The organism is Bacillus sp. FJAT-27245 (assembly GCF_001273955.1).
Classification (GTDB): domain Bacteria; phylum Bacillota; class Bacilli; order Bacillales; family Cytobacillaceae; genus Bacillus_D.
In genome coordinates this window covers 2113468-2125983 of the sequence record NZ_LIGI01000001.1, presented here as the reverse complement: position 1 = coordinate 2125983, position 12516 = coordinate 2113468, and the positions used below count along the sequence as shown (strand labels likewise).

The 12516-nt window shown below is 38.4% G+C and carries 10 protein-coding genes; 2 read left to right on the top strand and 8 right to left on the bottom strand.

Annotation, left to right across the window (positions count from 1 at the left end; translation table 11 throughout):
- Positions 1-83: 83 nt before the first annotated feature.
- Positions 84-467, top strand: coding sequence for a hypothetical protein (locus tag ADU24_RS10255; RefSeq protein ID WP_053366539.1), 384 nt, complete (start codon positions 84-86; stop codon positions 465-467).
- A gap of 450 nt (positions 468-917) precedes the next feature.
- Here ADU24_RS10255 and ADU24_RS10250 read toward each other — a convergent pair whose 3' ends face one another.
- From ADU24_RS10250 to ADU24_RS10235, 4 genes are all read right to left on the bottom strand, one after another.
- Positions 918-3437, bottom strand: a complete 2520-nt coding sequence (locus ADU24_RS10250; RefSeq protein WP_053366538.1) for a DEAD/DEAH box helicase — start codon at positions 3435-3437, stop codon at positions 918-920.
- A gap of 5 nt (positions 3438-3442) precedes the next feature.
- Positions 3443-5116 (bottom strand): site-specific DNA-methyltransferase, encoded by a 1674-nt coding sequence (locus ADU24_RS10245; protein ID WP_053366537.1) that lies wholly within the window; start codon positions 5114-5116, stop codon positions 3443-3445.
- 816 nt (positions 5117-5932) lie between these two features.
- The gene (locus ADU24_RS10240; protein WP_053366536.1) at positions 5933-6175 is read right to left on the bottom strand and encodes a hypothetical protein; all 243 of its coding nucleotides are present in this window, start codon (positions 6173-6175) and stop codon (positions 5933-5935) included.
- Positions 6176-6201: 26 nt separating this feature from the next.
- The gene (locus ADU24_RS10235; RefSeq protein ID WP_053366535.1) at positions 6202-6426 is read right to left on the bottom strand and encodes a helix-turn-helix domain-containing protein; all 225 of its coding nucleotides are present in this window, start codon (positions 6424-6426) and stop codon (positions 6202-6204) included.
- 230 nt (positions 6427-6656) lie between these two features.
- Here ADU24_RS10235 and ADU24_RS10230 point away from each other — a divergent pair, with 230 nt between their 5' ends.
- Complete coding sequence (locus tag ADU24_RS10230) at positions 6657-6986, top strand: hypothetical protein (RefSeq protein WP_053366534.1); 330 nt, start codon at positions 6657-6659, stop codon at positions 6984-6986.
- A 453-nt stretch (positions 6987-7439) separates the two neighbouring features.
- Here ADU24_RS10230 and ADU24_RS10225 read toward each other — a convergent pair whose 3' ends face one another.
- The 4 genes from ADU24_RS10225 to ADU24_RS10210 form a co-directional block, all read right to left on the bottom strand.
- Positions 7440-7685 (bottom strand): DUF3006 domain-containing protein, encoded by a 246-nt coding sequence (locus ADU24_RS10225; protein WP_053366533.1) that lies wholly within the window; start codon positions 7683-7685, stop codon positions 7440-7442.
- Complete coding sequence (locus ADU24_RS10220) at positions 7672-9150, bottom strand: MBL fold metallo-hydrolase (protein ID WP_053366532.1); 1479 nt, start codon at positions 9148-9150, stop codon at positions 7672-7674. Before ADU24_RS10220 ends, ADU24_RS10225 begins: the two co-directional genes overlap by 14 nt.
- A gap of 223 nt (positions 9151-9373) precedes the next feature.
- Positions 9374-11791 carry a DEAD/DEAH box helicase family protein gene (locus tag ADU24_RS10215; protein WP_053366531.1) on the bottom strand — a complete coding sequence of 806 codons (2418 nt, stop codon included), beginning with the start codon at positions 11789-11791 and terminating at the stop codon, positions 9374-9376.
- Positions 11784-12110, bottom strand: a complete 327-nt coding sequence (locus ADU24_RS10210) for a nucleoside triphosphate pyrophosphohydrolase (protein WP_053366530.1) — start codon at positions 12108-12110, stop codon at positions 11784-11786. The genes ADU24_RS10215 and ADU24_RS10210 overlap by 8 nt, the downstream gene beginning before the upstream one ends.
- Between the last annotated feature and the right edge of the window lie 406 nt (positions 12111-12516).

The window sequence follows — 12516 nt, the reverse complement described above, 5'->3', positions numbered from 1 at the left end:
AAAAGGATTGTAATTTCCAGACAAAAATCTAAAATAAGAGTTAGCAAATCCTTACATTATTACAATGAAAGAGACGTGAAGAAATGCTTAAAGGTCTTTTCAATAAACTGTTCACCCCTACAGAAACTAAAAACGATCAACCAAAAAGCATCAGCCATGATGAAGTAGAAGCACTTGTAGAGGCGAAAATAAAAGAACATGCAGCCACTCTTGAAAAAAATACAGCACCCGTAACGCCGGCCGATCAAGAAGATTACTCCTTAACAGAAAAGCAAATCGAATTCGCTCTTTCCCTACTTAGCAAGATTAAAGGATATACTGTTGCTATAGATCCTGCCAACCTGACACTAAAAGATTTGAACAAATTAATTGCGTACAATAGATTTAAAAATAAAGGAATCCTAGTAAACTTAGAGAAAAAGGGAGTAATTAGAAGAAATTATAATCATTCTAACACCAATAAATAGAATAAGTAAAAGGGCTGTCACAATGGACAACCCTTTTCGTGTTGTTATTCAGTTAAAATTAGCAAGAGATCAGCTAAAAACTTCCTCTGCAATTAATTCATAAGACCTTCTCTTGTCCACCGGTGAGTGGCATATGGTTACAATCATAATTTCGTCTGCATGTACCTCACTTGCAGCTGTTTAAGTGCCGCCACTACTTCTTTGGGATTAAGTGAGGAAGTAACCCCTTAGTGACCAAGAAAAAGAGCACCGTTAATGTAGTTGGATGATTGATAATTAATTAGCTTAATATCAACGGTTTTATTAATCTTTAATGTAACTGTCTATTATGGTCTTATGTTACCCTTTTTAATATCTTAAGGCTAAGGGGGCTTTTCTTTATTCCCCCCCTCTTTAGAATTTTCGTTTTCATCACCTAAACATCGGAAAACTCCTTCTCCTATTGATCCTTTAATTACTACTTTCTTTTACGAACATCTCGTTAAATCGTCGTTTCCATTCATTTTCATAGACGACTTGGAATTCTATTGGTTTATTCCCTTCAAACTCTTGTCCTAATTCATCCCATGAGACTTTTTTTCCGAGATCGTTACATAAAGCGAATACATCTTCTTTGTATTTCGTGTCTTCATTTTTCAAGTGCAAGCCTTTCATTTCTACAACATGGACTTTGGAGTAGTCTTCCGCATAATCTTCTCGCTGTTCCGCTAAGATGATATCTGGATAGATTTTGTTTTTCTTCCAACCTTGAACAAAGTAATTGACCCTTGCCATGTTTCGATACCACCATAGCAATTTCTCCTGCTTGTCCAAATAAACTGCAACCAGTTTTTCCATCTCGTTGAAGTCATCCTCTGGAAAATATTCAAACAAGGAAAGTTGGATGGGTTCCCCGGTGTCACGCGTAAGTCTACGCTTCGTTTCAGATACCTTAATTCGTGTTGGCAATTTGTATCCTGAAGTCTCCTCAATGAAGAAGTGCATGATTTTATCTTCAATTAGCTGTCTGAAGATTCCTTCAGCAATTCGGTCTTTCTCTGCCTGAACTTGTTTTTCCAACTCTTCTACTATAAAGACCAGGTTCGAGGCTATAAGCTTATCATCATACCCTCTATCACGGAATGCAGTAATCACTTTTTCTGCCATGTCATAAGCTATCCAAGGATTAGGGACAATTGAAACTAAGTGTCTGGCAATGAACACATAGTCAATCGTTAGCCCCACAGCCTTTTCTTCGTATCCGGTGCGTTTTAGTATTTCTTGTTCTTCCTCACTCAAATTGACCTTGGTGCGTTCTTCTTTACGTATGGATGAGTTGAGCGTTACGCTCTTTACCGGCTCTAAATTGACTTCTGACCAGTCTATACGGGAAACTATATCCATTTCATACGAGAGTTCCCGCCATCTGCCTTCTTCTTGAATGACGAAACGTGGCAAGTAGATTTTCCCTTCGAAATGTTTAAATTTATCTCGGTATTTCACTTCAACAGTTTTAGATTCTGGACGTTCTTCGCTCTGTACTACTCTTCCAGCTAAATCCCCCATTCCTTCGTTTGTAAGCCCATTTCGGATCCCTTCAAGAATTCTTTGGGAGCTTTGCTGGAAGCAGTAAACATAACTTTCATCTAACTCTGGAACTCCTGTTTTCTTTGCATACGGTTGACGTAAGACTCGACCAACAAGTTGTGTCATCGCTGTTACAGCCGATGAATTCGTGAGGACCGCTAACACATATGCAAATGGACAGTCCCACCCTTCTTGTAAGGCTTGTTTTGTAATAATATACTTTATCGGACAATCACGGCTCAACAGGTCAATCCCCTCGATGTCGTCCGTATCACTTGACTTAATGGCGATTTCATAAGGTGAAATGCCGCACTCTTGAATGAGATAATCTTTTGCATCTTCAGCGTGAATATATCCTTGTCCTCTCTGAGTGCGACCAGTCCGTTCGACTTGCACCAACGCAATTGGACGAATGTAGCGTCCTGTTCGAGACTCATATTCTTCTGCCTTTTGCTGCAATTGATTTCGCATTTCTACAGTAGAAAGTAACGTATGCTTCCACTCCGTGCTTGCCTTATTGATGACATGCAAGTCCAGTTTAATCATTTCTTCTTTGTTCAAGTCTTGACCAGAAACAGACACTAGTATATTACTGCCTTCTGGCGGTGTTGCCGATAATTCTACAATAATTCGTGGATTAAAGCCCCTAATTGTCTCTTGCGCTCTAGCACTATACGCCCGTTGTCCCTCATCTACAACTATGATAGGTTTTAAGACTCGCAGCGTGTTTCCAAGTGAAGTTTTGATCTGTTTTCCAAAAAAGCCTTCTTCCCCTTTAAATACGTCCAAATTAGGAATCCGTTGGGCAAGCGCTTCATGTTTCGTCGGCTGGTCTTCAGGCGGGAAAAAAGACTCAAAACCAGACGCATCTTGAAACATCTTTAAAGTTTCTCTGTTTTGACGGTTCGCAGCTGGTAGCATTAACACCATAATACAGAGATTTTCTTCTATGTCCTGCGATGTGAACCGATCGGTTCTTTCCAAAATGAGGGTTCTCCCCCCACTGGATAGGTCTAATGCTTGACGGTAGGGATGCTCACGGTCACGCAATGCTCCGAGTGTCTGACGATAAATTTGATTCGTCGGCACAATCCATAACACAAATCCATTCTTTTCATTCGTGTAATGATTTTGGATATAATCTATGGTTTTGGTGGCAAGGATCGTCTTCCCTCCACCAGTTGGTACTTTTAAACAGAAATTTGGCAAGTATTCCCCAATGCCATTCCTTTTCGATGTAAATTCATTCTCGGTTACCTTCTCCCAGGCTTTTTTGGTGAAATCCGAATCATACTCTGGATCCATCTCGACAAAGCGGTCATACTTTTCCTTTTGTTCCGCAAGATTCTCCAAGTAGGTTTTGACTTGTTTTAATACTTCTTTTTGATAGTCTTTTAATTCCATGTCAATCAATCCTTCATACGGTAGATTTCAAACGGAAGTTGTGAAAATTCAATTTGGTAAGCGTGCAAATACTCTTGGTCTAGGTATTTCATCGGTGCAAACACAAGACGCTTCTTTCCGTTTGGATCTCCCAATTGTTTTGCTGTCTCCAGATTCAAAGAAGTAGACTTCAAGTATTCTATGTCTGGACGATAGAACAAGTATACCTCATATTCGCTCGATTCTCCGATGAAATTACGTTCTTGGTCAATATTGCCAGGGTCAAATTCTTCTCCCGTGGAGGTAAAGAAAACATATCTTGCTAAGTCTTCATACAATGGAAGGTTTTCCCCATGAAGGATCGCTTCCATCTCAATCGGTTCGCCTAACGTGAAATAAGAAAATGTACCGCCAGTTCCTGTTTGATAATCCTCTATATCCGAATCTTTTACACCTTGGATTCGTCTACGTACTCTTTCGGCTGTTACTTCATCTGCATAATTTTCCAATTCCACAAGAATAAATTGGCGATTTCCACCATCTTCCTTGTTCAATTCTAACACTGCTTGGGCGGTTGTCCCACTTCCTGCGAAACTGTCCAAGATGATGTCATCTTCTCTTGTCGCAAAATCTATGATATGTTTTAATAGACCAACCGGTTTTGGCTTGAAAAATCCTTCTTTTTCAAAGCCCAATCCAACAAACTGTTCCGTTCCTCGCTCAGAATTAAAATCTTTCTTAGTCCAAGCAGAAGTTGGTCGAATCCGTTCATCATCTGTTAGATAATCTTTCTCAAAGATGCCCCATATTTTGCGGTTCGGCATGAATTTTGGAATCAGCGTATCTAATTTTACTTTAGCCGTTTCAAATCCCCAGCGCCAGCGTCCTTCCGATCCGTCCGCACGAATTGGAACAATTTCAATGTAACCCTCTTTTTCTTCTTGCTCTTTTGATACATAGAAATCTTCTGTTTCTTCATTGAAGTAAAAATAGTAGAACATGTCCGGTCGATTTTCGCGTCTGTCTTCGTCTCCTGTTTTCCGCAAATCAATTTCTCGATACAAGCCTTGTTCATCTTCTTTTCGATATCGCCGTAACACATTTTCTCCAGGTTCCCAGCCATGAAAAATTGGGTCCTTATCCTTTTTATAGATTAAGAGGTACTCATGGGCTGTTGCAATGAACTTATCGTCAGAACGTCCTTTTGGATTGTTAACGTTGGCCACACAAGCAATAAAGTTTCGTTCACCAAACACTTCATCCATTAGTAGCTTTAAATTCGATTGTTCGTTGTCATCTATGCTGACAAAAATAGCCCCATCTTCTCGAAGAAGCTCACGCAATAATTTTAATCTCGGCATCATCATGCAGAGCCATTTGTCGTGACGAGATAAATCATCTTTATCAACTACCTCACCAAGCCAGTCCTTCATCATTGGAGAGTTGACGTTATCGTTGTAAGCCCATTTCTCGTTGCCCGTATTGTATGGGGGATCTATGTAGATACATTTCACCTTGCCGGCATAGGTTGGCAATAGTGCTTTTAAGGCTTTCAGATTGTCCCCATGGACAATCAAATTATCATGCAAACTTACTTTTTCGGTATAGCTTTTAATTTGATGCGGAATCAACTGATGATACTTGACCCCAAAATGATGGTTTTGAACGAAAGATTTTCCTTTAAATTGTAACGTGGGCAATCTACTCATCTCCTAATATCCATTCTATGTTCTATCACTTAGAAAATAGCATATTTTTACATGGATTCATAGCAAATTAAATGTGATATTACTTAAATCAGAAATTACAGCCGACCTTTCGTCAACTGTTATTTGTTGAAATTATTCAGGATGCAAAATACCTATTAAATTTAATACCGATTCCACTTAAAAATCTCAATACTTGATAATGTAATTCAGTAATAACTTTTTCCCTTAAAGCTAAAATTTTTGTTACTCCCTTTTCTTCACTCCATATGGAAGTACCCCAATCTTTCGTGGAGGGAAGCCTTCTACATCAAAACAAATTCTCATTTTATCAATCCTTTGCTAATTTTAAGCGAATTATTGGATTATATAAAGTTTGGTTAATTTCTCCTTTTTACATTTCCTCTTCCATTCTGCGATTATTGTGAACACCGGATTTGCATTATTGTCTTTCGGCTCAATGCCAGAATAATTCCATGCTGATGAAATAAGGTGATTCGTCTGAGGCTTAGAAAGGCAAAGACCCAGTGATATAGTACGGATTTGCCGATAGCTGAATAGAAAGATACCATGATTTTAGACATCTACACTTTTTTGGACTTTTGTGTGGTTTGGTAACCTACAAAATCCACTAAATTAAGAGATATCTTTCTTTTTTGGGGGTGATGTTAAAAAAAAGTTAAAAAGCGTTTGATAGACTCGAGTGAGTAAAATAAAAAAATGATCCCCAATTCAATAAGGAATCATCCATTAATCTCTTTTTATGTATTGTCCCTGAAATAGAATAAATTTGCCTATACTCTCTGGGTTTTAAGAGTATTTCTTAGGGTAAACCTGATGGTACAATTCATTAAGCGCCCTTTTCAATGCTTTACTTTTGTTTCTTATATCCTTACCTATCCCCGTGGAATCAATATAAGGGTGTTCATCCATACAAATATTTGCTGATGCCCTGTAACCATTTCCAAAATTGATTATTTCCACCTCAACTTCATCCCCGAAATTATTAATAAATCGAATGACTTCAAATGAATCATAGTGAATTGGTTCCATTTTACACCTCTTAATGGAAATCATTTTTAATTATCCTTTTTCATTTCAATATTAATAATTTCCCTAATATCTCTGATGTTAAGGGATTCGGCTATTCTTTTAATATGCCCAAGATTTATATTCTGTCTTTTATTATTTGCGAGTTCACTCAAAGCTGAATGCCTAATATCCGTTAGTCGAGATAGTTCCCTTAAAGAAATATTCCTCTTATCGATTAGTTCTTTTATTTTTATTTTAACAATCACTTCCATGGTTTCCTTTCTCCCGTATATTGGAATATAAAGAAAACCTAACAAAGTAAAATATGTTATGTGGTACGCTTTAACGTACCATTTATAAATACTGTAAATAATTCAATAGTAACTAGTAAGTTTAATCAATATTGTGCCAAAATTATGAATTATTTAGGTGGTTGAATAAATACATCACTCCTTATGTTATTGTTTAATCGTATATATTAGAGATTATTGGAGGGAGCAATTTGATAGGAAATGAAAACCTTATACCAATTGATTTTTCTAATCCAATTTTAAAAGAGATGAATTTTGAAAGTGCAATTATTAGCCCCGTCAACAATAACTTCTGCATAGGGTTTTTTTCCAAAGAAATGCCCGAAACAAATAATGTATTAATTAATCTTTTTTTACTTGAATACTCGTTAGAACACTTGTCTTATGAAATTATAAATGAGCTTCAATCCTTATCTTTTAGTGATATTTCAACAGCTCGACTTTTTATTCAAAATCTCCCTGATATGTCTGCAATGGATTTTATTATATCTATTAAACCTAACCTTCTCCCATTCAAATAGACTTTTGCTATTATGCAACCCCTTTATAATCAATTTTAATAACAATTTAGTGCTCATCGAGAAAATATAATAATCATTGATTTATAACATTTGGCAAAAAAAGGCTCCATGTCTTAATAGACATGGAGCCCAACAAATATACTAGATTCTCGCTTTTTTTACTCATTAGACCTATAAGGTCATACGTTTGGTATCTAAAAAAGCAGTGAATTAGCAGCTAGCTTTAGAATACCTAGCTCCTTTTGAACTAGGGCTTTTCCCTGACCTCCTGTTTGGCAAAACAACCAACTGACCAAACGGAGTACACCTAATTCATTGGCACATATCACCTAGGGTAACGAGAGTTATTTGTAATTCTAATCTTAACCAACCCAGCCAACTGTCCCGATCATGTTATTAAGAAAAATAATAAAACTTGAAAGGCCCTTGAGTTGAAGGACAATTTGAACTTACCTATTTTTTTAACTTGTTTAATAGTTCCAAGGCTCGAATTCTAGCCTTCTGTGTCTCAGCCTTTAAATGTTCCACCTTTGAAACTCTTCCATCTTCTTTTAAGGTAATAAGTAATATATCGCCTTCAACAACAGAACCAGGTAACATGGATTTTGATAGTATCAATTCGATATTTTCATCGTCCCTCTTCAGTAAAATAGCCTTATTCCCCTCAAATCGATCCACAGTGAATTTATTTGAATTCACTTATCATTACCCCCTCAGCATTGTAGAGTTGTGCTGGATCACTGCTAGTATTGTTCCAAATATAGGCTGTAGTCCATTTTAATTTTGCCGGAGGGTTGCTTACAGCATTAGGCCCGGAAGTGACTGAAACCGTTGAACCCGCCTTCAAGACATACCCCGATGGAAAAGCAAACGTTTGATTTCCCTCAACACTCACCAACTTCCACCCGGTTAAGTTTGTATCGGCAGTGCCGTTATTCTTGATCGTAACCACCTCAGCAACTTTATCGACACTCAAAATGTCAATTTTACTTGTTATAGGTGCGGGTGCAGGAGTAGGGAACCAAGGATTTGCAGAAACTGTGTAAGCAGTTTTGGTCAATGTAAATACAATATTGCCGCTATCAGCAGTTGAATAAAGCTTAGAGCCTATCTGGGTTAACTGTTCTACAACTTCTTTATGTGGATGTCCATAACTATTATTTTGACCATAACTTAACACAGTGGCCTTTGGGTTGACCTCTTTTAAAAATTCCAAGCTGTTACCTGTGTTTGAGCCATGATGTGCCGCTTTAAAAATTTCTGCTTCGACATTAAACTTTTCCATCATAATTTTTTCTTGATTGGCTTCTGCATCACCAGTCAATAATACATCCATGTTCCCATATGTCGTTTTCAAGGCGACAGAAGCCTCATTATTATCCCCTAAAGCTTCCCCACTATTTAATACAGTAATTTTCACATTGCTATCGAGATTCAAGACTTGTCCAACTTTAGCCACCGAAAAAGGAATTTTCTTCGAATCAATTAGACTTAAATACTCTAAATAAGTTTGAGTAGTATGTTCTTTACCGCTATCCAGTACCTGCTTTACAGGGAATGATTTAAGGACGCTTATTAAGCCCCCTATATGGTCTGCATCTGGATGAGTTGCCACTAGTAAATCAATTGTTTTTACTCCAACTTTGTTTAGGTACGCGACAACCGCATCCCCGTATTCCCTCTTCCCTCCATCAACCAATATGTTCTTCCCATTAGTCAAGGTGATCAGGATGCTGTCCCCTTGCCCTACATTAATGAAATGTGCCTTCACAACAGGAGTAGGAATTCCCCCGTTAATACACTGTACCGCTAGCAATTTGGCCTTGCTCGGGGTTTGGTAGGAGACTCTAGCATCACGGTCGACGAAATMCCCCCCGCCTACACTCAACATGCCAGGTTTGAAGGCGTATATGCGATAGAATTCGCCTTTTTTCAAAGTTCTTGAGAATACTTTTTTGTCTCCATCCAATTTGAATAACGAAGTGTCTTTCAATATAGTTAACCGTCCAATTTGACCAGGTTTTAATTCAATCCCGTCCCACCAGATTTTTGTGACACCCTTATATTGCTCACAAACACTGCTTTCAGCTGCGGTAGCATTTAAGGCTGGTGAAACAATCCCCAATAGCAAGACAAGAGATAACAAAACAGATAATTTCCTCATGATTGCTTTTCCTCTCCCTTACAAATTTTACATTCGAATCCAGTATAATAACAAATCCTGCTAATTAAAAGAACTTCTGGGTTAGTAAATTTAACCAGGTGGTTCTTCGTTATAAATCAAATCTGCAACCTTTATAGCAATAATCCTTGTCTATAAATTATTGATTAATAGTAAAGCGATTAAAAAGTGGAAACAGAAGAAACCCTTCAATCTTTTTGGGTTCTTATTTATCATTTCCTTTTTCAAAATGTAAATGTAACCTAAATTCACCAATATCCTTAGTCCAATCAAATAAAACCCGTTCGTCCCCTGGCCAAACATTAATATTAATGCGAAAAAGTCCATGTTTAAAACTGGTGAACCCATCCGGTCCCCTATCCCACATGGTCATGGGCATTTTTGCAATGAGGTTGCTTACCCCTTTTTCGTTGTACTTCCAAAGTTTCCTTGAAGATTTGTCACTGAAATCAATCCGTTTTCTAAATTCGGTTTCAGTTAAATAGCTATGAAAGATGGGCGCTACCTCTTCTGGAGCTATTGGCTTGTACCAGCCAGATGGCCCTCGCTCAAGCATGGCCAGAAGCAAAACCATTTTGTAACTTTTCGACATAGCTGTTTTTTCGACTTCTTCAAACCATTCCTTGTATCGATGATATACCTGCTCTTCCTGGTCCGAGAGTTCCTCTGCCCAATTCAAGAATCCTACATAAGATCCGAATTCCTGGCGGTATTGAATTGATTCCGCCGTGCCGTATAGGTGCAATTCAAGATAGGTTGGCCTTCTGCCCAGCTCCCTCTTTAAATCCTGATAGTCATGTAAAAGCTTTTCCTTCCGTGGCTGTCTTTTCCGGGACATCTCTTTTAACAGGTCAACGACTCTTAAATCCAGGTTGAGCTCGCATGTTTCTGGGACAACTGGGACTGTCCCCTTTTTCTTTGTATCACCTAGTTCCGTATCGAATATGCTTAGTTTAATGTCCGCATTTCTGTAGTTTCCAATAAGGTCAATGATGACACAGTGGTTCTTTCCTTCATGAATACGCAGTCCGCGCCCGATTTGCTGTGTAAAGACGGTTAAAGACTCCGTTGGCCGTACGAACAGCAATGTATCTACTGGCGGGATATCTACTCCCTCATTGAACAGGTCGACTGTAAAAATTGCATCCTGCGTGCCCTCACTTAATTCGGTTATCGCTAACGACCGGCTAACCCCAGTTTGCTGTGAATGCAAACTGACCGTTTTAAAACCATTTTTATTAAAATAATCCGAGAGGAAATCTGCCTGCTTAATTGAGGAACAAAAAACGATTGTTCGTGTTTGCTTTTTCTCTTTCCAGGACTCAAGTATTTTTTTAGCAAGACTCTCCCTCAATTGTGCACGTAAGAGCTCTTCCTCATCGTACCTTGTCCCTAGCCAAGCTATCTGGCTATAATCCGTATCGTCGTACACTCCATAATATTTGAAAGGAGCAAGCCAATTTCTCTTGATGGCTTCCAAAAATCCCAGTCTGAATGCAACGTTTCCGCCGCATATGGCATATACATCCCTGTTGTCATGCCGATCGGGGGTCGCTGTGATGCCCAGCAGGAACTTAGGCTCAAAATATTCCAAAACTCTTTTATAGGAATCCGCAGCGGCATGATGGAATTCATCTATTATAATAAGGTCAAATTCATCCGGCTGAAATTTTTCCAAATGTGCCTTGACACTCAATGTAAAAATGGAAGCAAAAATTGCATCGGCGTCAGCTTCTTTGGTTTTTCCATTAAAAATGCCATATTTCTTTTCGGGATTGATATCTGCAAAAGACTTTCTTGCCTGCAGCAGTATCTCTTCCCTATGGGCAATGAAGAGCACTTTGTTGAATCTCTCGGCAAAAAATCCTGCCAAATAGGTCTTTCCCAACCCTGTAGCCATGACTACAAGTGCTTTATCGTATTCTTCCTCTACTGTCTTCTCCAGTTCCTCCAGCGCTTCTATTTGAGCAAACCTAGGCTTGATTTTTCCGTATGGAGCCCCGGTTTCCAAAACCATTAATGCTTGTTCTTGCGTGTCATTTTTCAAAGGAAGCATTAAATCCTTCTCTTCGGACTCAGACCAGGCTTTGGATAGGTGATTGTTATGTTTATGGAACCCGTCATAATGATCTTCATAATCCTTCAAAGTGACCATATTTAACGGAAGTGTATGATCAGCAAAAAACACTTCCAAAAATTTCGAAAGCGCATCTTCAAATACTTCTTTTTCATTTGAAACTTCCAGGTTCCACTCTATTCCATTTCGAAGCGCGGACTTTGATAGATTGGAAGAGCCGATGTATAAACACTCCTGGTTTTCTGACTGGAAAAGGTATGCTTTCGGATGAAACGAAGTTCCGTTGCTCGGCCAGAGCCTCACTTGGATTCTATCGTCAATATCCAACAGAGCTCGGAGAGCTTCTGGCTGGGTAATATACAAATAATCCCCTGTGCAAATCTTGATATCAGCCCCCCGCTCTGTAGCAGCCTTCAATGACTCCCGTAAAAACTCAACTCCTGATTTCATAATAAATGAGGTTAAAATGCAAATCGTCGATGCTTTTTCCATTTGTTCCAACAACTGCTCACCTAGATTGCCAGTAATCAAACGGATATTACTCATCTTCCACCTCAATTAGAAAAATCCGTTCTTTAAAACCGCCTCTCTTCTCGGCCTTTTCCTTACGAACAGATTCAATTGTGTCGAATGTTGAATTATGTACATCCGCGAAGGCATGAATGATTTCAAGCAGATCGGCCAGCTCCTCGACTGCATCTGAATCGTTTTGGGTTTTCATGTATTCATCCAATTCTTCAAATGCCTTTTTCCGCAATTCAACTATGTATTCCTCTTTATCCATTATTCTAGTGGAGAATTTCTTCCCTGTTTTTTCAATAACTTCTGGGATACGGTCCCGGACTAGTTTGTTGTGTATTGGCATATGGAAATCACCTTTCTAATTTTGCTTCTCGAAGTTAAATAAAGCGTATTGCATTCTAATAAATTCTTAAACCCATCTCTCACTTTGTTGCTTTTCGCCAGGAGTTTTCCTTTGCAGAATTTAATCCACCTTCATTCGAAAGCATACGTAAGAATCTTGTCCATCTGTAAATGCATTGCTTAAGTGCTTCCCCATAAGGGCCAGCCACTACTTTATGGAACTCCATCACTAGGACAATCAAACTTTATTCTATTAATATCATAATTTCATAATTTCATAATATTTTACAAAACTTCATTACGTTTGACTAGCAAAAGCCCTATAAGAACTTATCATATACGAAAGGGCCCACCTATTGGTATGTAATGTATTTAAGTTTTTCCTCTATAGTCGAGATCGTTAAGAC

What these genes read in the sequence shown, in the direction of transcription:
- ADU24_RS10235 (WP_053366535.1), bottom strand. Translation starts at nt 6,426, where the DNA reads ATGGAAGTGATTGTTAAAATAAAAATAAAAGAACTAATCGATAAGAGG.
- ADU24_RS10240 (WP_053366536.1), bottom strand. Translation starts at nt 6,175, where the DNA reads ATGGAACCAATTCACTATGATTCATTTGAAGTCATTCGATTTATTAAT.
- ADU24_RS10210 (WP_053366530.1), bottom strand. Translation starts at nt 12,110, where the DNA reads ATGCCAATACACAACAAACTAGTCCGGGACCGTATCCCAGAAGTTATT.
- ADU24_RS10215 (WP_053366531.1), bottom strand. Translation starts at nt 11,791, where the DNA reads ATGAGTAATATCCGTTTGATTACTGGCAATCTAGGTGAGCAGTTGTTG.
- ADU24_RS10255 (WP_053366539.1), top strand. Translation starts at nt 84, where the DNA reads ATGCTTAAAGGTCTTTTCAATAAACTGTTCACCCCTACAGAAACTAAA.
- ADU24_RS10250 (WP_053366538.1), bottom strand. Translation starts at nt 3,437, where the DNA reads ATGGAATTAAAAGACTATCAAAAAGAAGTATTAAAACAAGTCAAAACC.